We start from the raw sequence: 24004 nt of genomic DNA on the forward strand, positions 1-24004 counted from the left end.
GTGGGGGTGGTGTCACAGGTGGTGCTCCGCGTCCCGCCCGGCCGGGCGCGACGCGCGTCGGGGGCCCGGCGTCGCGGACTCGCCGGTGACGCCGGGCCGCTGTCCGTAGACGTTGCGGTAGCGGTCGTGCAGGGCGTCCACGTCGGCCGCCGCCATCGGCGCCGGCTCGCCGAGCGCCCGGGTGAGATGCGCGGTACGGGCGACGTCCTCGCACATCACCGCGGCCTTCACCGCGGCCCGGGCGTCGGGCCCGATGGTGAAGACGCCGTGGTTGCGCATCAGCACGGCGGGCGAGCGGTGCCCGGCGAGGGTCGCCACGATGCCCTCGCCGATGCCGTCGCCGCCGATCAGCGCGAACGGTCCGACCGGGATCTCCCCGCCGAACTCGTCGGCCTGGGCGGTGAGGTGGCACGGGATCGGCTCACCCCGGGCCGCCCAGGCCGTCGCGTAGCTGCTGTGGGTGTGCACCACCCCGCCCACCTCGGGCATCGCCCGGTAGACGTACGCGTGGGCGGCGGTGTCGCTGGACGGCGCCAGGTCCCCCTCGACGACGACGCCGTCGAGGTCGCAGACGACCATGTTCTCCGGGGTGAGGTCGTCGTAGCCGACGCCGCTCGGCTTGATCACCATCAGGTCGTGGCCGGGCACCCGGGCGGAGACGTTCCCCGCCGTCCAGGCGACCAGCCGGTAGCGGGTCAGTTCGGCGTGCAGCCGGGCGACGCTCTCGCGCAGCCGCCGGATCTGCGGGCCGGGTCCGGGGTTCACGCGACCACCTCCAGGGGCGTCGTGGCGCGGGTCGCCGCCTGCTCGACGGCGGCGTTGCGGATGGCCCGCAGGCGGGACATGACCTCGTTGCCGCCCCGGCCGAAGTGGTCGTGCAGCGACCGGTACTCGGCGTAGAGCGCGTCGTAGGCGCGCGCCCGGTCGGGGTCCGGCCGGTACACGTCGCGGTCCACCCGGCCCATCGCGGCCGACGCCGCGTAGACGTCCGGGTACGCCCCGGCGGCCACCGCGGCGTGGATCGCGGAGCCCAGCGCCGGCCCCTGCGCCGAGGCGATCAGGCTCAGCGGCCGGTCGGTGACGTCGGCGTAGATCTGCATCAGCAGCCGGTTCGAAGCCAGGCCCCCGGTCACCACCAGCTCCCGGATCGGCACCCCGGCCGCCACGAACGCCTCGATGATCATCCGGGTGCCGTACGCCGTCGACTCCAGCAGCGCCCGGTAGACGTCCGCCGGCCGGGTGGCCAGGGTCAGCCCCACCACCAGACCGCTCAGGTCGTGGTTGACCAGCAGCGAACGGTTGCCGTTCCACCAGTCCAGGGCGACCAGCCCGTGGCCGCCGATCGGCTGCGCGGCAGCCAGCTCGCAGAGGCGTTCGTGCGAGTCCATCCCGGCCGGCGCGGCGTGCGAGACGAACCAGCCGAAGATGTCACCGACCCCGCTCTGGCCCGCCTCGTAGCCCCAGTGGCCGGGGCTGATCCCGCCCTCGACGACGCCGCACATCCCGGGCACCTCCACCAGGTTTGCGCCGTTGACCACGTGACAGGTCGAGGTGCCCATGATCGCCACCAGGTGGCCGGGGGGCAGGGCGCGGCCGGCGGCGGCGGTCACGTGCGCGTCGACGTTGCCGACCGCCACCGCGATTCCTTCCGGCAGTCCGGTCCACGCCGCGGCCCGCGCGGTCAGCCCGCCGGCGCGGGCGCCCATCGGCAGCAGCGGTCCGTCGAGCTTGCCGACGAAGTCGGCGAAGTCGGGGTCCAGTGCGGACAGGAAGTCCCGGGACGGGTATCGACCGTCCTGGCGGATGCCCTTGTAACCGGCGGTGCAGATGTTGCGGGTCTCGACGCCGCAGAGCTGCCAGACGATCCAGTCCGCCGCCTCGACGAACCGCTCGGCGCGCCGGTAGACCTCCGGGTCCTCGTCGAGGAGTTGCAGCCCCTTGGCGAACTGCCACTCGGCGGAGATCTTTCCGCCGTACCGGCCGATCCACGCCTCGCCGCGCTCGTGCGCCAACGCGTTGATCCGGTCGGCCTGGGGCTGCCCGGCGTGGTGCTTCCACAGCTTCACCCAGGCGTGCGGCCGGTCGCGCAGCTCCGGCACCTGGCAGAGCGGGGTGCCGTCGGCCAGGGTCGGCAGGACGGTGCAGGCGGTGAAGTCGGTCGCGATGCCGATCACCCGGGCCGGGTCGATGCCGGCCGCGGCCACGGCGGCGGGCACCGCGTGCCGCAGCACGTCGCGGTAGTCCTCCGGGTCCTGCAACGCCCAGTCGGGCGGGAGCGGCGCCGCCGACCCGGGGAGCACGGACCCGATCACCCCGTGCCGGTACTCGTGGACCGCGGTGCCCAGCTCGGCCCCGTCCCCGACCCGGACCACCAACGCCCGACCCGACAGGGTTCCGTAGTCGACTCCGACGACGTACCGGTCCCCCGGCCCGTCCACATGCATCATGTCCACCTCCGCGTGCCGTGGCTCACATTGTTAGCGCTCACATCGGCGTCGGTCAAGATGTCACCGCTACAGACCGGCAACCGACCCGACCACGAGCGCCGCCGACGCGCCAGTGACTTGCTCAGTGCGGAGTGTGAGCGTTCACAATTGTCGATGCGTTGAATCCGCTGCCAGTCCGCTGCACAGGACCTTGACCGGCCGGGATGAACTGTTAGCGCTAACCGAGATCCACTTCCAGGGCGACGTTCACGGCCGCCCACCGCTGTCCAGCGCCCGCGCCATCCGCCGGGCCGGGCCATCTCGGCTCGCCTCGGGCCGGCACACCACGGGAGCGCTGGACCGTCCACTCCGTACCGGACCCGGTCCCGGGGGCGGTCCGCACCGGACACTCAGGGACCGGTCGGGTCGTTCGGCACGGACGGCTGCACCGGGTCGACGAGCTGCGAGACCGTGCCCGGTCGACTCGCCCGGCGCGGACTCACCGGCGGCTCACCGGCATGCCGCACCGTCCCGATCACCGCACACGGAGCCGCCGGTCCGGACGGCCGTCGGGGCGGTTCGGCGTCGATCAGGACGGTGGCGCTGCCACGCTCTGCCGGGAGATCAGGGTCGGGGCGATGGTCTGCCGCAGCTCACCGACCGTGTCGGAGCCGAGCTGCGCGAGCAGCAGGTCGAGGCTGGCCCGGGCGACCGCGACGAAGTCGGGCCGCACCGTGGTCAACGGCGGGATGAAGTACGCCGCCTCCGGCACGTCGTCGAAGCCGACCACGCTGATCTCGTCGGGCACCCGACGGCCGTACTCGTGCAACGCCCGCAGCACGCCCAGCGCCAGGTGGTCGTTCGCGGTGAAGACCGCCGTCACCTCGGGCATCCGCGCCAGCATCTGCCCGCACCGGTAGCCCGAGGCCGCCGACCAATCCGCCGGCACCACCGGCGGCACCTCGGCGCCGGCCGTCCGCAGCGCCTCCCGCCAACCCTCGATCCGCCCGGCACTGTCGAACCAGTCGGCCGGACCGGACACGTGCCACACCGTCCGGTGCCCCGCCTCCAGCAGGTGCCGCGTCGCCTCCCGCGCGCCGGCGACCTGGTCCACGGTCACCAGCGGCACCGAGCGCCGCGGGTCACCGTCGACCGTCACCAGCGGGACGTCCTTGGGCAGGTGCTCCAACGCCTCACCGGCCGACTCCACCGGGGCGATCACCACGATGCCGGCCACCCGGTGTGCCAGGTGCCGCTCCACCGCCGCCGAGATCGACACCCGGTCCAGGTCCCGGACGCTGCCCACGCTCACCGCGAAGCCCTCCTCCGCGGCGGTCTGTTCCAGCGCGGCCAGCAGCGAGGCGGGGCCGTAGAGCGTGGTGTTCTGCGCGACCACGCCGATCACCTGGGACCGCCCGGTCACCAGCGCGCGCGCCGCCCGGTTGGGCCGGTAGTTCAACTCGACGATCGCCGCCTGCACCCGTAACCGGGTCTGCTCACGGACGTTGGGGTGCCCGTTGAGCACCCGGGAGACAGTCTGGTGGGAGACGCCGGCCAGTCGGGCGACGTCCGTCATCGCGGGACCACGCACGGCACCCCACCCTCCCGCCGAGCCCCCGACCATGCCCTATGGCCGGGCGGCCGGACGTACCATTGGCAGCCCCACCCACGCCCGGCGAGAAGCCGGCGCCGACCCCACGAGGCCAGCGCCAGTGTACGCCCAGATGTGATCCAGCCGGCCGAGGCGCATCCGCCATGATCGCTCCCGCTCGAGGCGGCTGATCGCTCGCGCCGGGCCGGCACGCACAGCACACCTATGATCGGGGCCGCGGTCACATCCGCGCCGATCCACTCCACTCGTGGAGCCCTCACCCGCAGACGAAGGACGCAGATGGCCCGCCCCTACATTCCCGGACCGAAGCAGTTCGTCTTCGCTGCCGGTGACGGCAACGATCAACCCGTCTCGGTGGCCGACCCGCAGGAGGCGGGCGAGGCGTTCTCGGCGTTCTTCCGGGGCCGAGAGTCCGACACCTACACCATCAGGGACGAGGCGGCGGGGCAGAGTCTGGTACTCAAGCCCGGCCTGGGGGTGATCTCCCGGATCAAGGATGGGGACCAACCCCGGTCGGAGCACCTGAAGGTCGACCGGGCCAACCGCTACCTTCCCGGCGCGTGGCTGTTCTTCGAGAACGGATACGCCGGCCTCGACCACTTCGGCCAGTGGCTCTCCGACCTCTCACTTCTCGACGCGTCGCCGGAGACCCGGGGTGCCGCCCGCGCCGCCACGTTCACGACGGAAGCAGCGGCAATCGAGGAAGTGGGCCGGATCTGGTCAGACTCGGGCATCGTCGACCCGAGCGACCAGTACTACGTCTTCTTCGAATCCGACGACGTCGACCATGACCGAGCCGCACGAGCCGAACTGCTCCAGTTGATCGCGTTCCTCGGTCTCCACCGGGTCGACGCCCCGGCCGAGGCGGCCGCGGGCGAGGCGGCCGCGGGCGAGGTCTGGGTCCGCACCGACCCACGCCTCGACGTCGAATTCACCCGGTGGTCGTGAGCAGAGCCAGGAGAGACATCGTCTTCACGCGCAGCAGCGGCTGGATCCCGAACGTGATCCGCGAGGAGGGCGAGCTGAAACTGATGCTCGCCGCCGGGGCCGACGCCAACCACGAGCCCCGCGTGTTCACGGTCCCGATCTTCGAAGCCCATCTCGCGGTGATCCGGGAGAACCTGGCCAGACACCTGCTGCTGTGGAGCGCGGTCGGGTCTGCGACGCGATGCGGGCGGCCACGCCGGAGGCGAACGAGAAACGCGCCCAGGAGCATCACGTGCGGCGCCGCCGCGCCCAACGCGGGGTGGTCCTGGGGGCCACTCGCACGGTGAGCTTCCTGATCTGCTCGCAGGTCGCCGACCGCTCCAGGAAGACCCCGGAGGAGGACGACGAGTCCGACCTCGGTATGAGGGCCCTGTCGTTCACCGACGACAAGGGCGGCGAGAAGAGGTGGCTACGGGATGGTCCCCGCACCGCGTCCGCCGAGTTCTGGGAGTTCGTCGCCGATCGCTCCGCCGCGGACAACGAGGTGTTCACCATCGAGGACGAGGAGATGGGCGAAGGGATCCAGCTGCATTTCTACGCGGACTCCGTCGCCCGGATCACGACGGCGCCACCCGGGGAGACCGGGTCGGATCCGCGGTACCTGGTCGAGTACAGCCTCGTCGACGGGATCGGCGGGTACCGGCAGCTGGTGAGCGCCTTCGTCCGGGGCGGGTGCGCCGCACTCGACCAGCACGGTCCCTGGACGTCGGACGTGGCCGAGTTCGAGCGCGCGCGTCGCCGGCGAGCCGCCCGGTAGGCCTCGACCCACCGAGCGGGTGCCACGGCGGAGAACCTAGCCCTCGGCTCCCGACCCTCGCAGGCCGGTGAGGCGGCTCGCGATATCAGCGGGAAGACCGCTCGTGTCGCCGTGCGTCGTCAGTACGAGTCGCAGCGACCCGGCGTGCGTGACGACGCCGAGGATTCGTTCGTCGCGGACCTGCGTCGTCATCGTCGGCCCCCAGATCGCGACGGCGGAGGAGCTGTCGGGCTCGGATGTCCCCAGGTTGGTGATCTCCAGGTCGGCGCCGGTGGCGGCGAGCATCGCCGCCTCCGCCTCCGCGGCGTCGGCGGGGTTGAGTGACCCCAGCATCAGCGCCGCGTTCCGGGCGCCGTTCCGGGCAGCCCGCAGTTGCGCCGTCGCGTCCTTCGCCAGGGACCAGAGCGTGCTCTGGGCAGAGGCGTGCAGCACCACGGCCGTCGCGGTGAAGCGGTTGACGACGTCGTCGTCGAGACCCAGCGCGGAGCGGAGGTCGATGGGAACGTTGATGTGGACGCTCTCGGCCCCGGTGAGCGCGGAGAGCGCCTGGGCGGCGGCGGCACAGAGCGCGCCTTGGACGGTGGCTCCGTTGGCACGGGCGGTGGCGCGAAGGTGTTCGGTGCTCGCGCGGTCGAGTTCGGCGGTCTCGATGCTCGGTGCCGTGGCGTCGAAGGGGCGGATCGTGGCGGCCTTCGGCTCCGCCGCGGGGCCCGGGGTGTGGTCGATCGGCCGCTGCGTCTCGGGCAGGCGCGCGAGCAGGCTCTCCTGGTCGATGGGCGCCGGCCGGGCCGCAGGCGTCTGCCCGTCGAGGATCGCGAGCAGGTCGTGTGCGGCGCGGAGGGCGCCGCGTCCGTCGGTGATCTGGTGGGAGAACGTCAGGACGAGGGCGGTTCCACGGTCACCGCTTGCGTCGCTCACGAGCGTCACGCGTGCCAACGGACTCCCGTCGGCGTCGACGGGACGGGTCTGCTCCTGCGCTGCCGCTTCGCGCCAGTCGCCACCGCGGGTCTGTCGGACACCGATGGGCTCGGTCGACTTCCGGAAGGTCGGGTGGTCGCCGCTGCGATCGATGCCGACGGCGAGCAGCGGGTGGGTCTTCTGCAGCTGCGCGAGCGCGCGTTCCAGGTGGTGCGCCGAAACGGGCGAGGTGAGTTCGACGGCGAGCGAGAACTGAACCGGGTTGCGACTGATGTAGAGGTCGATGATGTGCTCGAACGCCCCCAGCGGACGCACGATCGGGTGTGCTGCAGAGTGGCGCATGTCTTCCTTCGTGTCGGCGGGCCGACCGGTCGGGCCGCGCCCGGTGCGCGGACTGCTCGGCCGGTGCTGCCGCTCGTAGCGGCGACGGCGGATTACGCCCCCGATCAGACACCCGGCCGTAGCGGCACACTCAATCCGGCGTCCGTGTGATCCTTCTCCACCGGTTCGCCCCTGCCACCCGGTATAGGTTCGGCAGGTGGATGTGGTCGCCGCCTGCCGGGCCTTCGTCGCGGTCAGCGGTCACGGGAGCTTCACCTCCGGGGCCGCCGCCGCGGGCATCCCCCAGTCGGTCGCCAGTCGCCGCATCGCCGCCCTGGAGGAGCACTTCGGGGCGCGGCTGTTCGACAGGTCGTCGCGGGCGGTGCGGCTGACGTCGTTCGGGCAGGACATGCTGCCCTCGGCCCGGCGCCTGGTCGACCTCGCCGACGCCATGGTCGACGACGCCGAGCGGGCCCGGCTGCGTCCGCTGCGGGTCGCCGTACCCGAGATCTGCCCGCCGCGCCGCCTCGCCGACCTGGTGGTCGCGGCCCGGCGGCAGCGGATCCACCTGGAGGTACGACCGGCCGGCCCGCCGGAGCGGGAACGGCTCTGCCGGACCCTGGAGGTCGGCGCCGGGATCGTGGCGGTACCCGAGGCGACGGCGGCCTGGCGGGTGCCGCTCGGGCTGGCCGCCCGGACCCCGTTCCCGGCGCCGACGGTGTTCCTGGAGACGCTGCGCAGCGGCCGGTCCCGGACCCAGGCCCGCCGGCGGATCCTCATCCAACCCGAGGACGACGTCGCGCACCTGCGGGACCCGCTGACCCGTGCCGGGCAGTCGGCCGGCCTGGCGCCGTCCCAGGTGACGGTCGCGCCGTCGCTGGTCGACGCCGCGGCGGCGGCCCTCGGCTCCCCCGACCTGCTGCTCTGCTCCCGTCAGCAGGCCGAGGACTTCGCGCTGCACTGGTGCCCGCTCGCCGACCCGCGGCTAATGCGCGGCTACGACGTCGCGGCCGGCGTACGCGAGGACCTCGATCAGCTCAGCACGGTGCTGTACGCGGACATCGCCCACTGCCTGGGCGCCTCCGACGGCCACCCGTCGCCCACCGAGGACTCCCCACCCGGCAGCCCTTCGACCGGAGATCCGACATGAGCGCCACCGCGGTCGTCCGCAACGCCCAGGACCTGCTCGACGAGGCGGGGCTGCACGGCGCCTTCCTGGTCCGCGACCTCGACACCGGCGCGGAGATCGGCTTCGACACCGACACCCCGTACCCGGCGGCGTCGCTGGTGAAGGTGCCGCTGGCGGTCGCCGTGCTGGAACGGGTCGCGCGCGGGGACATCGACCCGGCGACACCGGTCGACGTCCCGCCCGGCCGGGTCACCACACCGGGTCCGACCGGGCTGAGCCGCTTCCGTCACCCGGCGCGGATCGCCGTGGACGACCTGCTCTACCTGAGCACCAGCATCAGCGACTCCGTCGCCGCCGACGCCCTGTTCGACCTCGTCCCGCCGGACGCGGTCGCCGCCGAGCTACGGCGACTGCGCGTCGACGGCATCGCCGTACGACACCGGGCGGGTGAGCTCGCCGACACGCCGGCGGAACGTCTCGGCCCCGACGAGGTGCACCTGGCCCACTCCCTCGCCATCGGCGCGGCGACCCCCGGGCAGGGCCACCCGGTCGCCCAGCTCGACGTCAACCGCGCCAACACCGGGTCGGCGCGGGCCTTCGTCGACCTGCTGCACGCCCTCTGGCGGCCCTCGACGATCCAGGAGAGCACCGCAGCGCGGGTACGCGCCCTGATGGGTGACAACCTGCACCGGCAGCGGCTCGCCCCGGACTTCACCTCCGACGCCTCCCGCTGGTCGTCGAAGACCGGCACCCTGCTGCACCTGCGTCACGAGGTGGGCGTGGTGGAGCACGCCGACGGGCAGTCGTACGCGGTCGCCGCGTTGACCGCCTCCCGGGTGCCCGCCGCGGCCCAACCCGGCAGCGAGGCGACGATGGCGCAGGTCGCCCGGTCGCTGCACGACCATTTGCGCACGGGCACCCTGCCCTGGTGGGGTTAGCCGGCGCTCACGGCCCGGGCCCGCCGCTCGCGCAGCCACACCAGCGTCACCATGGCGACGTTGACGGCCGCGAGGATCAGCAGCGACGCGTCACCGGAGTCGGTGGACCGGTCGATCGCGTAGGGCTCGCCGTCGGCCAGCACCGTGTTGACGACCCCGAACAGGACGTTGTTGGCGACGTGGAAGGCGACCGGCGCCTCGATGCCGCGGCTGATGATCGCCATCAGGCCGGTGCAGAGGCCGATGAAGGCGTAGTAGCCGAACAGCCAGGGGTCGGTCGAACCGTGCAGCACGGCGAAGCCGAGGCTGGAGACGACGAGCCCGACGGCCAGGGCCGGCCGGACCGCACGCACCCAGGACGCGGCGGCCGGCAGCACGGCGGCGCGCCACCACAGCTCCTCGCCGACCGACTGCAGCGGCGTGGTCAGTACGGTGACCACCAGCAGGGCGATCGTCGTGCCGCTGACCCCGAACCCGACCCAGGGCGTCGATTCACGCGCGACCAACCACACGATGCCGAGCCCGGCACCCACCAGCAGCACCGCGCCGACCAGGTACGTTGCCAGGCGGCGGGCGTCGAAGGCCCGGGGTGAGCTGATCAGGCTGCGCCACGGCACCCTGGCGATCCGCGCCAGGAGCAGGATCGCCACGACGCCCGACGCGCCGATGCTGAGGTTGATGCCCAGGGACTTCAACGGTGTCATGGTCGGGGACATCGGGTCGTCGCTGCCCTCGATGACGCCCACCAGCTGCCAGGACAGCACCTGGAGGACCAGCATCACCAGCGGCGGCACCGCGAGGACCACGAGCGGCTTCCACCAGGCCGTGCGCAGGTGGGCGCCGAACGGGCGGGAGCTGTCGGCGGCCGGAAGGGAATGCTTCGGTGTCCGCGGTTGCGGGCCCGCCGGGTCGGCAGGTCTCGGATGATCCGTCGTCTTCCAGGATCCGTCGGATCGTGGGGCGTTCATCGGGGATGTTCCTCTCCAAGGGGTGGATGTGCTTCGGTGCGCCTGCCGGGCAGTGACATCGCGTCACGGCCGCAGCGTGATCACGTGCGCGTGGCTCAGCTGGTGAGTTCCGTCGGCGCCGGTGCGAAGTCGATGCGCGGCTTGCCCTGCATCGCCGCCGCCAGGCTCTGGTAGACCGGCGGGTTGATGCCGTCGCGCTGGTTGTGCCCCATCTTGACGGTGGTCTGCGGCCAGTCCGGGTCGGTCAGGATGCCGGCCACGGCGTACTGCCTGGTCATGGCGACCATGGAGGCGTAGTTGTCGCCGTCGGTGGTGCCGGTCTTGCCGGCGACCGGGGCGTCCACGGCGGCCTTCACCTGCGGGGCCGTACGGCTGGTGCCGCACCTGCTGGTGGCGGAGTCGTCACCGACCGGGCAGCGGGCGACGTCGATGGCGGCGCGCGCCACTCCGGTGCTCACCCGCTTCTCGCAGCGCGGGGCGGCGACGTCGAGGGTCCCGCCGTCCGCGCCACGGATCTCCTGCACGGGAGTCGGCACACAGTAGGTGCCGTCCGCCGCCAGCGTCGCGTACGCGTTGGCGAGCTCCAGCGGAGTGGTGGCGGAGACGCCCAGGGTGAACGCCCCCCAGTCGTGGGCGGCCTGCGGGTCGTCGGCCCACCCGGCCTCCCGGTCGACCCGGAACCCGATGCCGAGCCGCTTGGCCACGTCGACCACGTTCTCCGCACCGACCTGCTGCTGCAACGGCACGAAGTAGGTGTTGGTCGACCGGGCGAACGCGCTCCACATGGTCAGCACACCGCCGGCCTTCCTGTCCGAGTTGGTGGGGCAGTAGAGATTGGTCCCGGGACACGCGGTGGGGCTGGCGCGGTCGATGACGTACTCCGACCGGAACCGTTGCGGTGCGTCAATGGTGTGGCTGAGCGGGATGCCCTTCTCCAGGGCGGCGACCACGGTGAAGATCTTGAACGTCGAGCCGGCCTGGTAGCCGGTGATGCCGTCGCCGCCGGTGAGCAACGGGTTCATCGTGTCGGGGTAGGTGCCCCTGGCTCCCTTCACCCGCTGCTTCGGGTCACTGTGCGGCCCGTTGGTCGGGTTGCCCGGGCCGTCGGGCCGGAAGACGCGGTTCACGGCGAGTGCCCGGACCCGGCCGGTGCCCGGTTCGACCGCGGCGACCATGGCGGCTTCCTTGGCGGTCACCGGCTTGGCCTTGCGGACGGCCCGGTCGGCGCCGTCCTGCGCCTGCGGGTCGAGGGTGGTGACGATGGTGTAGCCGCCGCTCTTGAGCCGCCGCTCCCGGTCGTAGGTGGTGGGACCGAAGGTCTCCTGCGCCATCCACCAGCGGTAGAAGTAGTCGCAGAAGAAGCCCCAGCCCTTCTTGTTGGTGGCGACGCAGCCGTTGGGGGTGCGCTTGTCCCTGACCACCAGCCTGGTGGCCTTGGCCGCGTCGGCCTGCCGCTGGTCGATCGCGCCGGTGGTGACCATGTTCTGCAGCACGTAGTCGCGCCGGTCGAGGGCGAGGGTGCGCCCGCTGCGGGTGGTGGGGTCGTTCTGGCTGGGCGCCTTGACCATGCCGGCCAGCATCGCGGCCTCCTCCAGCTTGAGCTTGCTGGGCGGCTTGCCGAAGTAGACCTGGCTGGCGGCGTAGATGCCGTACGCGCCGTTGCCGAACGAGGCGATGTTCAGGTAGCGCTCCAGGATCTCGTCCTTGGAGAGCTCCTTGTCGATCTGGAGGGCGTAGCGCATCTCGCGCAGCTTGCGGGCGCTGGTGTCCTCGGTGGCCGCGACCACGTCGGCCGGGTGGGTCGCCGAGTACGCGATGGCCAGCCGCACGTACTGCATGGTCAGCGTCGAGGCGCCCTGCCGGCCGGAGCTGCCGGCCTGGTTGTTGACGAACGCCCGGGCCACGCCGTTGAGGTCGACGCCGTTGTGCCGGTAGAAGTCGTGGTCCTCGGCGGCGACGATCGCCTGCCGCATGACCGGGGCGACGTCGGCCAGCTTCACGTCGCGCCGGTTCTCGTCGTACATCGTCGCCAGCGGGGTCCTGCCGTCGGAGGCGAGCAGGTAGCTGATCTGCGGCGCGCGGGCCACCGCCAGCTCCTCGGGCAGCGCCCCGAACGTCTCCGCGCCGACCTTCGCGGCCAGACCGGAGACCGCCACCGCGGGGAAGGTCGACGCGGCGACCACCACACCGGCCAGCAGGCCGCAGATCAGCAGCGATGCGGCGTTGGTGAAGCCGTTGCGGGCACGTTTCGACATCCAGGTCACCTCGATCCGTTGGGTGCGGGGCGGCAGCGGCCCACCGACCGGGGCCGCATGCCGGCCGGGTCCTGCATCGCTGCCGCCCCGCGGTGTCCGACACGCCCCGCGTCCGTGCGGACGCTCGGCGACCAGTGGTTACGGGTCACCCCGTCACCAGCCGGCCAGCACCACCTTCGTCGCCTCGGCGATGAGGACGTTGTCGTAGTCGGCGTCCTTCTCGTCGCGGCTGGACAGCACGGCGAGGACGATCGGCGCCCGGTCCGGGGGCCAGATCACCGCGATGTCGTTGCGGGTGCCGTAGCCGCCGGAACCGGTCTTGTCCCCGACCACCCACCCGTCGGGAACGCCGGCGCGGATCAGCTCACCGCCGGTGGTGTTGCCCCGCAGCCAACCGTTGAGGACCGCACGGTCCGCGGGTTCGAGGGCGTTGCCGACGGCGTACGCCCGCAGGGACCCGGCCATGGCCCGCGGGGTGCTGGTGTCCCGACGGTCGCCGGGCCTGGCCTCGTTGAGCGCGGTCTCCCAGCGCGCCGGGTCGGTGACCTTGTCCCCGATCTCGCGCAGCTCCTTCTCGAACTTCTGCGGTCCGCCGAGCCGGCGCAACATCAGGTTGCCGGCGGTGTTGTCGCTGTAGCGCACGGCCGCGTCGGCGATCGCGCGCAGCGTCATGCCGTCGTCGACGTGCTGCTCGGTGATCGGCGAGTAGGTCACGAGGTCGTCCGCCGAGTACCGCACCACCCGGTCCAGTTCGGCGTCCGTGGTCTCGTCGAGGACCTCGGCGGCGGCCAGCGCCTTGAAGGTCGAGGCGTACGCGAACCGCTCATCGGCCCGGTACCGCACCGTCCGGCCGGTGCCGGTGTCGATCGCGTAGACCCCCAGCCGGGCGTCGAACTTCTCCTCCAGCTGCCGGAACTCGTTGTCCCGATCGGGTGCCGACGACGCGGGGGCCGCCACCGCGTTGTCCCGCGTCGGCTGTTCGGTTGCCTCGGCGGGACTACAGGCGGCCAGGGACACCACTGCCGCCGCGGCCACCAGGCGGTAAGCCGGAAGAACCATGATCGCTCCTTGTCGGTACGTGGTTCGGCGCCGGACAGCGCCGGTCGGACAGGATTCGACCCTGACAGGCATCCGGAATGCGGTCGAAGACGGAACCGGCGGTGTTCATGCCGATCTGGCATCGCCGGCGCCGACGGTGGGGCCCGACCAGCCAGGATCAGGCCGACGGTCCCGCGACGTCGACGTCCGAGGGCGGGGTTCCCGGGCGGCCGGCCGCGACAGCGCCGGGACGACCGGCTGGGGGCCGGCCGGCGCGGACCGCTCCCGGCCCCGCCGGCCGCCCCGGGCCGGTCAGGAGGTGGGCCCGGCGAAGGGACCGCCGGCGCCGAAGATCTGCTTCGCGAAGCGTTCGGCGATGCGCCGGTGGCTGGCGGTGTCCGGGTGGAGCTGGTCGGGCAGCGGCAGCTCGGCGAAGTCGGCCTCGCCGTAGAGGTCGAGACCGTCCAGGTGGTGCAGGTTCGGGTCGGCGGCCGCCCGTTGCGCGGTGATCCGCGCCAGCTCGTCGCGGATGACGCCGAGGGTGAGTTTCCCGGCCGCCCGTTCGGCCGGGTCGCCGGTGGCCCGGAACCGCACCTGTCCGGTGGCGAGGGCGGAGAGGTCGAACGTGCCGGGCCCGGGGGTGTCCTCGTGGATGGGGCAGTAGATCGGGGAGACGACCAGCAGCGCAGTGTCCGGATGGCCCTCGCGGATGGTGTCGAGGAAGCCGTGTACGGCCGGGGTGAAGGCGCGCAGCCGCATCACGTCGGTGTTGACCAGGTTGATGCCGATCTTCACGCTGATCAGGTCGGCCGGGGTGTCCCGCATGGTGCGGGCGGTGAACGGGTCGAGCAGCGCGCTGCCGCCGAAGCCGAGATTGACCAGGTCGACCCCGCCTAGGGACGCGGCGACGACCGGCCAGGTGGCGGTGGGGCTGGTGGCGTTGGAGCCCTGACTGATGGAGCTGCCGTGGTGCAGCCACACCCGGCGCCCCCGGTCGGGCATGGGCGCGACGGGAGCGTCGGTGCGCAGGGCGACCAGTTCGGTGGTCTCGTGGTGCGGCAGCCAGATCTCGACGTCCTTCACCCGGTCGGGCAGGCCGGTGAAGCGGACGGTGCCGGGTGGACCGGACCGGCGCTCGGTGGTCCCGCTGGTCATGTCGATGGTCACCGTGTCGCCGCCGGTGACGCTGGCCTGGCCGGCCAGCCGGCCGTCGACGAGCAGGTCGTACACGCCGTCCGGGCGGGACGGCAGGCCGATGTAGGTCCATCGGGTGGGCAGCGTGTCCAACTCGACCGCGGTGGCGCGGGTCCGCAGGGCCAGCCGTACGCCGGCGGGCTGGGCCTCCACCATGGCGATCTGGCCGTCGGTGTTCTGGGCGCGCGCCCAGGCCGGCAGCCGGTGCGTCAGCACACCGCGCGCGGTGTGCTCGACGTCGAGCGCGCCGCGCAGGAGGTCGGTGGTGATCGGAGTGGTGATCCAGGTGGAGGTCATGCTCTCAATCCATCGATGGGAGTGCGGGAACGGCGGGTGGGTGCCTCACCGCCGGTGGTGTTGGCAGCGTCGAGCCGGTGAAGTGCGGTAATGGCACGGCTACCCTGCCAGTGTCCGGCTGCCACCGGCCGCGACCGGCGACTTCACGTCGATCGCCGGTGGTCCGGTCAGAGGCGACAGCGTCGATCCTCCGCGGGGACCTTCAGGTCGATGAGGTATTCGGCGAAGACGGCGTTGACGCAGGGGTTGATCCCCTCCTGCGCCACGGTGTGCCGTGCGCCCTCGACGGTGAGCACCGTACCGCCGATCTCGTCGGCGAGCACCTTGCCGGCGGCGTACGGGGTGGCCGGGTCGCCGGTGACGGAGATGATCAGGGTGTCGGGCAGGTCCTTGACGTCCTGGGCGTAGGGGATGCCGAGGCTGGGCTCGCCGGGCCAGGATTCGCACGCGTCCCGGGTGACCCCGTCGACGTTCCTGCCGGTGGCGACGTACGGGCTGGTCCTGGCGATGTCGGCGCGCAGCCGGGCTTCCTGCCCGGGTGTGCGGCGTACCTCGTCGTTGCAGTTGACGGCGAGGTTGGCCTCGAGGAAGTTGGTCCACCCGCCGGAGGCGTCCCGACCGCCGAACACGTCGCCGACCTTGAGGATCTGCGCTCCGTCGCCCTGCTTGAGCTGGGTGAGGCCCTTGATCAGCTTGGGCCAGGCCTCGGGGTAGTAGAGGCCGGCGGTGACGCCGCCGGTGGCCTGGTTGAAGTTGAGCGTGCGCCCCGGCCCGGCGGGAACGGGCTTGTCGATCAGGGGCTGGACCAGCTTCTGGAAGGCATCTGTGGCCCGGGCCGGGTCGGTGCCCAGTGGGCAGTCCCTGCTGGTGGCGCAGAAGGCGGCCAGCTTCTCGAAGTTCTGCTGGAAGCCGGCCTGCTGGGTGAGCCGCCGCTGCGGGTTCTCCAGGGTGGGGTCCGTCACTCCGTCCAGCACCATCGCCCGTACGTTCCTGCCGAACATCTCGGCGTAGACCGCGCCGAGTCGGGTGCCGTAGCTCTGCCCGGCGAACGTGAGCTTCTCGTCATCCAACGCCGAGCGCAGGACGTCCATGTCCCGGGCGACGTTGCGGGTGCCGACCGCGGACAGGATCTCCGTCCCGCCCGAGCCCTTCGCGCAGCGCTCCGCCAGGCGCCGGGGGTCCTCCGCGGTCCACTGCCCCGAGGACGCCAGCAGGGTGGTCTGGTCCTCGCCACGGTCGCGTTCGGCGTCGGTGAAGCAGCCGATCGCCGGCGTCGACGACCCCACTCCGCGCGGGTCGAACCCGACCACGTCGAACCGTCGCAGCAGCGGGCTCTTCGCCTGCGCGGCGGCGAAGGTCGTCGCCTGGGTCATGCCGGAACCCCCGGGGCCGCCCGGGTTGAGCACCAGCGACCCGATGCGCTGCCCGGGATCCCCCTGGGCGGGGAGGCGGAGCACCGCGACCTGGATGGTCCTGCCCTTCGGATCCTGGTAGTCCAGCGGCACCGTCAGCCGCGCGCACTCGAAGGGCTCGACGTACTGCTTCTTCTCCCCCGGCGTGGTGCCGTAACCCGCACACGAGCCGAACGACAGCTTCTGCCCGTAGTAGACCGCCAGTGCGGCATCCGACGGCCGGGGCCCGGATTCCGCCGAGGTCGGGGCGTCGGTGCAGGCAGCCGACAACGTGAGCACCGCCGTCGCGCCGAGCGCTGCGCCGAGGCGAGCGGCGGCGCGTCGGGGAGCGGGTGGGGCGGCGGACCGGTCCACGGGCGGACCGGAGTCGAACAGGGCCATCGGAGCCTCCGGGATCGATTCGTTCCCAACGTCTGCGTCCTCGACGACACACCCGGCCGCAACGGCACACTCAACCCCGCCGGGGTGTGACGTGGCCGATAAGACGTCCGTCGTCCGGCGCGGGCGGTGGCGCCGATGCGCCCCGTGCCGTCGACGGTAGGCCGGTGAGGTCGGCCACACCGCGTCGTACGCGCTTGAGTGTGCCGCTGCGGCACACCCGCTAATTGTCCGATGCGGAGCGACACCAGATCGGACGCGGCGCCCGGACGGCGCCCCAGTTCCACCCATCCCGACGACACCGGCAAGCCCACTGTCCTAGACCAGATGGGCGGAGTCGCCGGGTTCGTGTACTCCACCGTTCCGGTGGTCGTCTTCGTGACGGCGAACGCGTTCCTGCCACTGCCGGGCGCGGTCGGGGTAGCGGTCGCGACCGGGCTGACGTTGTTCGTCGTCCGGCTGCTGCGCGGCGAGCGTCCCGTCGCCGCGGTCGGCAGCCTCCTCGGCGTGGCGGCGGCCGCCGGGATCGTCGCCTGGACCGGTTCCGCCCGGGACTTCTTCGTGATCGGGATCTGGGCGTCGCTGGCCGGGTTCGTCGTCACGTTCGGGTCGGTGCTGGCGCGTCGACCGCTGACCGGTGTCATCTGGAACGCCCTGCACGGCGGGAAGCACCGGTGGCGCTCCGACCGATCCGTACGTCTGGCACACGATGTCGCGACCCTCGCTGCGGCATCGGTGTTCGGTTCCCGGTTCGCGGTCCAGCAGTGGCTCTACCTGACCGACAGCACCGGTGGGCTGGGCGTCGCCCGGGTCGTCATGGGCACGCCGCTGACCGTGCTGGCCGCGCTGGTCGTCGTGTGGAGCTTCCGGCGCAGCACCAGACGCCTCATCGCCACCGGACGAACTGGAGAGGCATCAGAATGATGCTCTACGAAGGTGCGCTTCAGGTGGTTCCCGTCCTGCTGATCGCGCTGTTCATCGAGACCCGCGGTGTCGACCGGCAGGGCAGCCGCGCGATGCGCCGCTGGGCGCACGTGCAGGACCGGGTCTACGCCGCGCTCGGCCTCGTCGCGTTCATGGTGTCGCTCTTCGTCGTGGCCGGCATCGTCCCCGCCGGACGCCCGCCGGCGGCGATCATCATCGCCACCCTCAGCGGCTGCATGGGCATGTTGTACGTCCGGATCCTGCAACGCTTCGCCCGCGACGGCGACCAGCGGCACGACCAGGTGTCGGGCGACCGCTGAGCTGCGCCGCGTCGACGGCTGGCCTGTCGACGAGCAGCCGCCCGACCACGACGGTCAGTCGTGCGGGTCGGACAACAGGCGGTTGGTGCGCCGCAGGACGTCCAACTGCGCGGGGTTGTAGAGCTCGGCCAGGGCCTTGCCGACGGCCTGCCGGACGTACTGCGCGCTGTACCGGGTGCCGGCGTTCGTGATCCTCGCCCCCGGGTTCTCCGCGGTCAGGGTACGGACGTAGGGGGCCAGGTCCCGGGCCACGGCCGCGCGGGTCTGCTCGTCGGCGTCCGCGGGCAGCGTGTTGAACCGTTCGGCGACCGGGTCGGTGACGGGCTTGCGCAGCATGTCCGCCCAGGCCCGCATGGTGTCGGCGCCGAGCACCCGGGTCAGCACGACGATGAACGACCGGTCGGCCTGCGGCATCGTCGACACGACACCCGGTGCGACGACGCCGGAGGGCAGTTCCGCCGGTGTCGGCTGCCGCAGGATGACGCCGAGTTCGAGGCGGGCCCGTTGGAGCCGTTCGATGGTCGCCGCGAGCTCGGCGTCGAGGGTGCGCAGGGCCGCCACCGGCTGGTCGTCGGTGTCCTGCATGGTCGCGATCTGCGACAGCGAGAACCCCAACTCCGTCAGGCGCCTGATGCGCAGGATCCGGACGAGGTGCGCCACCCCGTACTGCTTGTAGCCGTTGGGACGCCGGTGTGGTTCGGCCAGCAGGCCGATGTCGTGGTAGTGGCGTACCGCGCGCAGCGTGGTGCCGGCGAGTTGGGCGATCTCCCGGGTGCTCCAGCCCGTGCCGCGCACGACCTCAGAGCCTTCCCGGGGCGTGGAACACCAGGTCCGGGTCGTACTGCTTCTTGGCGGTGCGCAGGCGCTCGGCATTCGGCCCGAAGGCCGCGGCGGTGCGCTCGGCGTCGCCCGGACCGAGCAGGTTGGGATAGCCGCCCGGAAGCGAGCCGGTTTTCTGCACCCAGGCCCGGTGCTGGTCCTCAGCGGGGTCTCCGGGTTCCCAGACGGCGATGGTCTCGACCATCAGGTGCGGCGTCCGGTTGCGGAAGGCGGTGGCGTCGGCGGGGACCCTGGCGGCCGCCCCGTGGAGGCTGTGCAGCGAGATCGCCGACAGCGGCGAGGTCTTGGCGGCCGCGGCGTCGAGCAGGACCTCCTGAACCGTACGGTCCAGTGCCGTGACGGTACGCGAGCCGATCTCGACGTGCCGGCCGGCCGGGAACATCGCGTCGATCTGGGCGAGCTGGTCGGGCATCGTGGTCGGGCCGACCTGCGCCACCAGCGGCTCGCCGAGTTCGGTGAGCCGGTGCAGCACCCGGGTCCCGGCGTCGGGGTCGCCGCACCAGGTCGGTGCGGCGAAGAGCACCGGCTCACCGGTCGGCGCGGTGATGAAACCGGCCTGCACGGTCAGCTCGTCCGGGCCGCGCAGCAGGGAATCCTCCAGCTCCGGCAGGACGTCGAACCGGAACATGATCATCCCGGCCAGGATCGCCGGCACGGCGTGCAGCTGGATCCGCATCGAGGTGACCACGCCGAAGTTGCCCCCGCCACCGCGCAGCGCCCAGAGCAGCTCGGGGTCGTGCGCCTCGTCGGCGGTGACCAGCGTGCCGTCGGCGAGCACCACGTCGGCCGACAGCAGGTTGTCGGCGGCGAGCCCGAACCGGCCGCTCAGCGGCCCGTAGCCACCGCCGAGCGTCAGGCCGGCCATTCCGACCGCACCGGCCGTTCCGGTGACCGCGACCAGGCCGGCCCGCTGCGCGGCCGCGGCGACGTCGGCCGAGGTCGCGCCGCCGGCCACGGTGGCGACCGCGGTGGCCGGGTCGACGCTCACCTGCCGCATAGGGCTCAGGTCGAGCGTCAGCCCGCCCTCGGCCAGCGCGCGACCGGCCCAGTCGTGCCCACCACCGCGGACCGCCAGCGGGAGGCCCTTCTCTCGCGCACTGCGGATCCCCGCCTGGACATCGGCCGTGGTGGCGCAGCGAAGGACCGCGAGCGGTCGGGTTGTCACCGCGCCGTTCCAGATCGTCCGCGCTGCCTCGTACTCCGTACCGGACGTCAGGGGCTCACTCATGATCGCCAGAGTATCCGCCTGTTCGTTAGAGACCAACTCTGACGAAATGGCTCGGGCTATGCTCCGCTGACCATGACCGAAGCACCGAAGAGCCGCCGGGCCGAGTACGCCGCCGCCACCCGCACCGCCATCATCGAGGCGGCGCGCCTGCTCTTCGCCCGCGACGGATACTTCGCGACGAAGATCGAGGACATCGCCGCGGAGGCCCGGGTCGCGCCGGCCACGGTGTACGCGGTGACCGGCGGCAAGCAGGGGCTGATCCGGACACTTGTCGACCTGTGGAGCCAGGCGCCGATCGTGGCGCAGACCCTCTCCCGACAGGAGAGCCTCACCGACCCGGACGAGATCCTGCGGGACACGGCGGCCACGGTCCGGGCCATGCGCGAGACGTACGGCGACATCATGCGGCTGATGCTGACGACCGCGCCGCACCACCCCGAGGTCGCCGAGAACCTGAGGGTGGCCACGAAGCGCTACCGGGATGCCGTCGAGGCCGTCGCCGTCCGGCTCCGCGACGTCGGTGGCCTGCGTGCGGGAATGGACGTCGCGGAGGCGACGGACATCCTCTGGTTCTACTTCGGATACTCCGGCTACTTCACGCTGCTCGACGACAACGGCTGGACCTACGAGCGATCGGAACGCTGGCTGGTCGCTCGGGCCGCCGCGGCCCTTCGCTGAGAGTCGGGTCTTTCCCGCGGCCCCTGCACCCCACGGTCGCATGGCGGCTCGATCAGCCGCCAGCCACCGGAACGTCACACCCGGCGCGGTGCGGCTTCGTCCTGCCAGCGGTACAGGTCGCGCAGCAGGGAAATCTCGGCGCCGTGATGGATCAGCTCCCTGTTGACGTGCAGGACGATGCCCTCCATGGGGAACCGCTCCGGGCCCACCGCAGGCGGAGCGTCCAACTCAGCGTCCGAGAGCTCGCGGACCCCCGCGTTCCATCGTCCGTACATCTCGTCGAGCTGTTTCAGCGCCTCGTCGGCCGTCCCCGCGTAGGCGAAGGTCCGGGAGTCGACGTCCTGGCCGCCGAAGTGCCATCCGACCCGATAGCCCAGGCAGGAGACGATGATGTGCGCCAGCCGCCAGGCAATCGTGGTCACCGGCGCCGGCACCGGGGCGGGGGACGCGAAGTCCATCGCCCATGTCACCGCACCTGCCGACATCGGTGCGGCCGACGTGCCGGATGGGCGGACGCTCCAGCAGCCGCTCACCGGCTCCCAGAAGTACTCCTCATCGGCAAGACCGTCCAGCCGCGGCCGCAGATTCCTGTGCCAGTGCCGGTCCAGCTGGTCCGCGAGTCGCTCGCTTCTTGCCATCTCCGCACGCTACATCAACGGGGACCAGCCATGATCAAGCCTGCGGACTGCCGCCCGAGATCAGGGCCGGTATCCCGAGGGGGCGCCACGCCAGAGCCTTCGACCCGAATGTTCGAAGGTGCCGTCGGACGACGCCGGTGCATGTCGAACATGCAGGTCAACGGCCAAGCGTTGGCACGACTCACATCGGGCCTTGCCGAGCCGTCCAGGGGCCGTCCATGAGGACGTGGGACATCACGGCGGTTCCGGTCCTGGGAGGGGTCACCGCAGCAGTATGAGCCTGGTTCCCCGGCCGGCGGCCCGGGACTGGGCGTACTCCACGTCCTCCACGCCGTCGGCGGCGAGGCAGGCGACTCGCTTGCCGGTCAGTGGCTGCTGGCTCTGCGCCATGCGTGGGGCCTCCCTTCGCGGCGCCGCCCGGCCGGCGACGCATCGCTCGCTTGCCGTCGCCCTCCCGGTGCGAGCACCGGCAGACAGGCCGGCGGACGTCGCTCATCGGCGATGATCCGGCCAGCTGCCCACCGCACAGCGCGAGCCTGCGCGGAAAATGGTCGCGCTTACGAGGGTGTGCTGCCTGTCGTAGCGGGTAGCGCAGGGGACCACTGGTACCCAGGCTCTTGGAAGGTCGACCATGACCCTCGCTGCGGACGACATCGAGCTGCCGTCCGGCCAGACCATGCCCGTGCTGGGCCAGGGAACGTGGTACCTGGGCGAGCGCCCCGCGAGGCGGCGGGACGAGATAGCCGCCCTACGTACCGGGCTCGACCTGGGTATGACCATGATCGACACCGCGGAGATGTACGGTGACGGCGCTTCCGAGGAACTCGTCGGCGAGGCGATCGTCGGACGACGCGCCGACGTCTTTCTGGTCGACAAGGTGCTGCCGTCCAACGCCAGCCGACGGGGAACCGTGCAGGCCTGCCGGCGCAGCCTGCAACGACTCGGCGTCGACCACATCGACCTCTACCTGCTGCACTGGCGCGGCACGCATCCACTCGCCGAGACGATCGAGGCGTTCACCGAACTCGTCGACGCCGGTGACATCGGGCAGTGGGGCGTGAGCAACTTCGATCTCTCCGACATGACGGAGCTACTCGAGGCAGGTGGGAACTCCTGCGCGACCAATCAGATCCTGTACAACCTCACCCGACGTGGCCCCGAGTACGACCTGCTGCCGTGGCTACGCGAGCACCGGATCCCGGTGATGGCGTACTCACCGATCGAGCAGGGCCGACTCCTCGGCCACCCCCAGGTCGCGGAGGTCGCCGCCCGGCACGAGGCCACGCCCGCTCAGGTCGCGCTGGCCTGGCTGCTACGGCAGGACAGGATCGCGGCCATTCCCCGATCGTCCAACCCCGAACACACCCGGGAGAACGCGGAAGCGCGCGACCTGCAGCTGACCGAGGAGGACGCGGCGGCACTCGACACGGCGTTCCCGCCGCCGACCGGCCCGCAACCGCTGGAGATGTTGTAGCGTCAGCGACCCTTTCGGTGACACCTTCGGCGACGACATGAGCAGGCCAGGGTCAGCGTGATCGTCGTGGCCGGCATGGCGATCACCGGTCGCTGCCGGCACGCCGACCGGCAGGTCGGGGTCGTCGTGAGCACACGCGCGGGTGGAAGCAGGTGTTCACCTCCTGGCCCCTCGGTTCAGGCGCAGCTGTTCCGCCGTCTCCTCGGCCGTACCCCTGAACCGTTTGACACGTCGGGGCACGGGTAGACCGCGACCCGGTCCGGGGACGGGCCGAGGATCGGAGCCACATACCGATGGGCGGCTCCATCCGGTCCGCATGTCAGGCGAGGCCCGAGGAGTGCGGGATGGCCGAACCGGAGAGCCAGGACATGGGCGAACGGCAGCCGTCCGCGCAGCCGCGTGAGCAGGTCGATCGGCAGCGCGACGCGGAAGAGGGCGCGGCAGTCGCCGGTCGGGGCCAGAGCTCCGGTGCCGCCGGCGGGCCCGGGGGTGCCGATCCGGGCGAACGCCCCGGCGCCCCACGGAGTGGTGAGCACGGCCTTCCCCAGCCGGCCGGCGGGCACAGCAGCAAGACGATGTCAGACCCGGACGTGGTCCTGCAGATCCCGCAGGTCAAGGTCGAACAGATCTACGTCGAGGTCGACGACCTGGACGCCTCCGTCTCACTGCGAGCCCGCCTGGGTAGCCTCCTCCAGCTCGACGTGGGCGTTCAGGCGCATCTCGGCACGGTGAAGATCGACATCAAGGGCGTCGAGGCCGAGGCGATGCTCGAGGTCAGGCTCGAAGAGCTCCGCGGCATTCTCGACAGCGCCCTACGCACCATCGAGCGCAACCCGCAGATCATCGAGTCCCTGGTGAAGACGGTGGACACCGCTGTGAACCAGGTCGGGCAGACAGCTCAGCAGGCGCTCGGGCCGCAGGGGCCGCTGGCGCGAACGCTCGACCACGTCGGGCAGACGGCGCAGGAGGCGCTGGGGCCCAACGGGCCGCTGTCGCAGACGCTGCAACAAGCCACCCAGCAGGTCGGTCAGCAGCTCGAGCAGACCACCCAGCAGCTGGCCCAGAACAGCGGGGCGGCCACTGGCGGCGGTGTGGGCGGTCTGGGTGGCGTGCTGAGCGGTTCTCCGGCCCGAGCGGCGTGGCAACGGATGAAGAAGATCGTCAACAGCAGCCAGCCACTGAGGCTGGTCACGGCGCGGCTGGTGGGACCACAGGGGCACCAGCCGCGGAGCTGATCGACGTCCCGGGTCGACGTTCTTCATGGTCTGGGCC

21 protein-coding genes and 2 pseudogenes are annotated in these 24004 nt (G+C 71.9%); 10 read left to right on the forward strand and 13 right to left on the reverse strand.

What is annotated here, in order from left to right:
* Window positions 1–12: 12 nt before the first annotated feature.
* The 3 genes from GA0070564_RS16935 to GA0070564_RS16945 form a co-directional block, all read right to left on the reverse strand.
* Window positions 13–765, reverse strand: coding sequence for an L-ribulose-5-phosphate 4-epimerase (locus GA0070564_RS16935; RefSeq protein ID WP_091609590.1), 753 nt, complete (start codon window positions 763–765; stop codon window positions 13–15).
* A complete protein-coding gene (araB, locus tag GA0070564_RS16940) occupies window positions 762–2447 on the reverse strand; it encodes a ribulokinase (protein WP_091609591.1) in 1686 nt (561 codons plus the stop codon). The genes GA0070564_RS16935 and araB overlap by 4 nt, the downstream gene beginning before the upstream one ends.
* A 568-nt stretch (window positions 2448–3015) precedes the next feature.
* Complete coding sequence (locus GA0070564_RS16945; RefSeq protein WP_176730699.1) at window positions 3016–4002, reverse strand: LacI family DNA-binding transcriptional regulator; 987 nt, start codon at window positions 4000–4002, stop codon at window positions 3016–3018.
* Window positions 4003–4317: 315 nt separating this feature from the next.
* On the opposite strand from GA0070564_RS16945, the gene GA0070564_RS16950 reads away from it, so the two are divergent.
* The 3 genes and pseudogenes from GA0070564_RS16950 (at window position 4318) to GA0070564_RS16955 (ending at window position 5782) form a co-directional block, all read left to right on the forward strand.
* Window positions 4318–4986, forward strand: coding sequence for a hypothetical protein (locus tag GA0070564_RS16950; protein ID WP_091609593.1), 669 nt, complete (start codon window positions 4318–4320; stop codon window positions 4984–4986).
* Window positions 4983–5167 (forward strand): annotated as a pseudogene (locus GA0070564_RS30485) (DUF6357 family protein); the annotation flags it as partial. The gene GA0070564_RS16950 and the pseudogene GA0070564_RS30485, both read left to right, overlap by 4 nt.
* A gap of 12 nt (window positions 5168–5179) precedes the next feature.
* The gene (locus GA0070564_RS16955; protein WP_218104941.1) at window positions 5180–5782 is read left to right on the forward strand and encodes a DUF6357 family protein; all 603 of its coding nucleotides are present in this window, start codon (window positions 5180–5182) and stop codon (window positions 5780–5782) included.
* Window positions 5783–5818: 36 nt separating this feature from the next.
* On the opposite strand, the gene GA0070564_RS16960 is transcribed toward GA0070564_RS16955, so the two are convergent.
* Window positions 5819–7042, reverse strand: coding sequence for a phthiocerol/phthiodiolone dimycocerosyl transferase family protein (locus GA0070564_RS16960; protein ID WP_141714791.1), 1224 nt, complete (start codon window positions 7040–7042; stop codon window positions 5819–5821).
* A 196-nt stretch (window positions 7043–7238) separates the two neighbouring features.
* On the opposite strand from GA0070564_RS16960, the gene GA0070564_RS16965 reads away from it, so the two are divergent.
* Window positions 7239–8171 (forward strand): LysR family transcriptional regulator, encoded by a 933-nt coding sequence (locus tag GA0070564_RS16965; protein WP_091609595.1) that lies wholly within the window; start codon window positions 7239–7241, stop codon window positions 8169–8171.
* Window positions 8168–9088: a serine hydrolase gene (locus GA0070564_RS16970; protein ID WP_091609596.1), complete on the forward strand. Its 921-nt coding sequence runs from the start codon at window positions 8168–8170 to the stop codon at window positions 9086–9088. Before GA0070564_RS16965 ends, GA0070564_RS16970 begins: the two co-directional genes overlap by 4 nt.
* Here GA0070564_RS16970 and GA0070564_RS16975 read toward each other — a convergent pair.
* The 5 genes and pseudogenes from GA0070564_RS16975 to GA0070564_RS16995 form a co-directional block, all read right to left on the reverse strand.
* Window positions 9085–9894, reverse strand: coding sequence for a CPBP family intramembrane glutamic endopeptidase (locus tag GA0070564_RS16975; RefSeq protein WP_218104942.1), 810 nt, complete (start codon window positions 9892–9894; stop codon window positions 9085–9087). The two genes, GA0070564_RS16970 and GA0070564_RS16975, sit on opposite strands and share 4 nt — an antisense overlap.
* Window positions 9895–10160: 266 nt before the next feature.
* Window positions 10161–12311 (reverse strand): annotated as a pseudogene (locus GA0070564_RS16980) (transglycosylase domain-containing protein); the annotation flags it as partial.
* A 153-nt stretch (window positions 12312–12464) separates the two neighbouring features.
* Window positions 12465–13373, reverse strand: a complete 909-nt coding sequence (gene bla, locus GA0070564_RS16985) for a class A beta-lactamase (RefSeq protein ID WP_425412491.1) — start codon at window positions 13371–13373, stop codon at window positions 12465–12467.
* 288 nt (window positions 13374–13661) lie between these two features.
* Window positions 13662–14840 carry an SGNH/GDSL hydrolase family protein gene (locus GA0070564_RS16990; RefSeq protein ID WP_091609599.1) on the reverse strand — a complete coding sequence of 393 codons (1179 nt, stop codon included), beginning with the start codon at window positions 14838–14840 and terminating at the stop codon, window positions 13662–13664.
* Between the two features lie 167 nt (window positions 14841–15007).
* Window positions 15008–16633 (reverse strand): alpha/beta fold hydrolase, encoded by a 1626-nt coding sequence (locus GA0070564_RS16995; RefSeq protein ID WP_091609600.1) that lies wholly within the window; start codon window positions 16631–16633, stop codon window positions 15008–15010.
* A gap of 324 nt (window positions 16634–16957) precedes the next feature.
* Here GA0070564_RS16995 and GA0070564_RS17000 point away from each other — a divergent pair, with 324 nt between their 5' ends.
* A complete protein-coding gene (locus GA0070564_RS17000; RefSeq protein ID WP_245670073.1) occupies window positions 16958–17554 on the forward strand; it encodes a DUF3159 domain-containing protein in 597 nt (198 codons plus the stop codon).
* Between the two features lie 23 nt (window positions 17555–17577).
* Window positions 17578–17874, forward strand: coding sequence for a hypothetical protein (locus GA0070564_RS17005; RefSeq protein WP_141714792.1), 297 nt, complete (start codon window positions 17578–17580; stop codon window positions 17872–17874).
* Between the two features lie 54 nt (window positions 17875–17928).
* On the opposite strand, the gene GA0070564_RS17010 is transcribed toward GA0070564_RS17005, so the two are convergent.
* Both GA0070564_RS17010 and GA0070564_RS17015 read right to left on the reverse strand, forming a co-directional pair.
* Window positions 17929–18669 carry a MerR family transcriptional regulator gene (locus GA0070564_RS17010; protein WP_218104943.1) on the reverse strand — a complete coding sequence of 247 codons (741 nt, stop codon included), beginning with the start codon at window positions 18667–18669 and terminating at the stop codon, window positions 17929–17931.
* Between the two features lie 4 nt (window positions 18670–18673).
* Complete coding sequence (locus GA0070564_RS17015) at window positions 18674–19942, reverse strand: FAD-binding oxidoreductase (RefSeq protein WP_091609604.1); 1269 nt, start codon at window positions 19940–19942, stop codon at window positions 18674–18676.
* Window positions 19943–20014: 72 nt separating this feature from the next.
* Here GA0070564_RS17015 and GA0070564_RS17020 point away from each other — a divergent pair, with 72 nt between their 5' ends.
* Window positions 20015–20620, forward strand: coding sequence for a TetR/AcrR family transcriptional regulator (locus GA0070564_RS17020; RefSeq protein ID WP_091609605.1), 606 nt, complete (start codon window positions 20015–20017; stop codon window positions 20618–20620).
* 74 nt (window positions 20621–20694) lie between these two features.
* Here the strand turns inward: GA0070564_RS17020 and GA0070564_RS17025 are convergent, their stop codons facing one another.
* Both GA0070564_RS17025 and GA0070564_RS30235 read right to left on the reverse strand, forming a co-directional pair.
* Window positions 20695–21258 (reverse strand): DinB family protein, encoded by a 564-nt coding sequence (locus GA0070564_RS17025; RefSeq protein WP_091609606.1) that lies wholly within the window; start codon window positions 21256–21258, stop codon window positions 20695–20697.
* 261 nt (window positions 21259–21519) lie between these two features.
* Entirely contained in the window at window positions 21520–21648 is a 129-nt protein-coding gene (locus GA0070564_RS30235) for a hypothetical protein (protein ID WP_281182166.1), read from the reverse strand.
* Window positions 21649–21889: 241 nt separating this feature from the next.
* On the opposite strand from GA0070564_RS30235, the gene GA0070564_RS17030 reads away from it, so the two are divergent.
* The gene (locus GA0070564_RS17030; RefSeq protein WP_091609607.1) at window positions 21890–22732 is read left to right on the forward strand and encodes an aldo/keto reductase; all 843 of its coding nucleotides are present in this window, start codon (window positions 21890–21892) and stop codon (window positions 22730–22732) included.
* A gap of 344 nt (window positions 22733–23076) precedes the next feature.
* Window positions 23077–23967, forward strand: a complete 891-nt coding sequence (locus tag GA0070564_RS17035) for a hypothetical protein (RefSeq protein WP_141714793.1) — start codon at window positions 23077–23079, stop codon at window positions 23965–23967.
* Window positions 23968–24004: the final 37 nt, after the last annotated feature.

This window comes from Micromonospora mirobrigensis (assembly GCF_900091555.1).
GTDB lineage: Bacteria > Actinomycetota > Actinomycetes > Mycobacteriales > Micromonosporaceae > Micromonospora > Micromonospora mirobrigensis.

What these genes read in the sequence shown, in the direction of transcription:
- araB (WP_091609591.1), bottom strand. Translation starts at nt 2,447, where the DNA reads ATGATGCATGTGGACGGGCCGGGGGACCGGTACGTCGTCGGAGTCGAC.
- GA0070564_RS17025 (WP_091609606.1), bottom strand. Translation starts at nt 21,258, where the DNA reads ATGGCAAGAAGCGAGCGACTCGCGGACCAGCTGGACCGGCACTGGCAC.
- GA0070564_RS17020 (WP_091609605.1), top strand. Translation starts at nt 20,015, where the DNA reads ATGACCGAAGCACCGAAGAGCCGCCGGGCCGAGTACGCCGCCGCCACC.
- GA0070564_RS17030 (WP_091609607.1), top strand. Translation starts at nt 21,890, where the DNA reads ATGACCCTCGCTGCGGACGACATCGAGCTGCCGTCCGGCCAGACCATG.
- GA0070564_RS16990 (WP_091609599.1), bottom strand. Translation starts at nt 14,840, where the DNA reads ATGACCTCCACCTGGATCACCACTCCGATCACCACCGACCTCCTGCGC.
- GA0070564_RS16950 (WP_091609593.1), top strand. Translation starts at nt 4,318, where the DNA reads ATGGCCCGCCCCTACATTCCCGGACCGAAGCAGTTCGTCTTCGCTGCC.
- GA0070564_RS16945 (WP_176730699.1), bottom strand. Translation starts at nt 4,002, where the DNA reads ATGACGGACGTCGCCCGACTGGCCGGCGTCTCCCACCAGACTGTCTCC.
- GA0070564_RS17015 (WP_091609604.1), bottom strand. Translation starts at nt 19,942, where the DNA reads ATGAGTGAGCCCCTGACGTCCGGTACGGAGTACGAGGCAGCGCGGACG.
- GA0070564_RS16995 (WP_091609600.1), bottom strand. Translation starts at nt 16,633, where the DNA reads ATGGCCCTGTTCGACTCCGGTCCGCCCGTGGACCGGTCCGCCGCCCCA.
- GA0070564_RS16970 (WP_091609596.1), top strand. Translation starts at nt 8,168, where the DNA reads ATGAGCGCCACCGCGGTCGTCCGCAACGCCCAGGACCTGCTCGACGAG.
- GA0070564_RS17000 (WP_245670073.1), top strand. Translation starts at nt 16,958, where the DNA reads ATGGGCGGAGTCGCCGGGTTCGTGTACTCCACCGTTCCGGTGGTCGTC.
- GA0070564_RS17035 (WP_141714793.1), top strand. Translation starts at nt 23,077, where the DNA reads ATGGCCGAACCGGAGAGCCAGGACATGGGCGAACGGCAGCCGTCCGCG.
- GA0070564_RS30235 (WP_281182166.1), bottom strand. Translation starts at nt 21,648, where the DNA reads ATGGCGCAGAGCCAGCAGCCACTGACCGGCAAGCGAGTCGCCTGCCTC.
- GA0070564_RS16960 (WP_141714791.1), bottom strand. Translation starts at nt 7,042, where the DNA reads ATGCGCCACTCTGCAGCACACCCGATCGTGCGTCCGCTGGGGGCGTTC.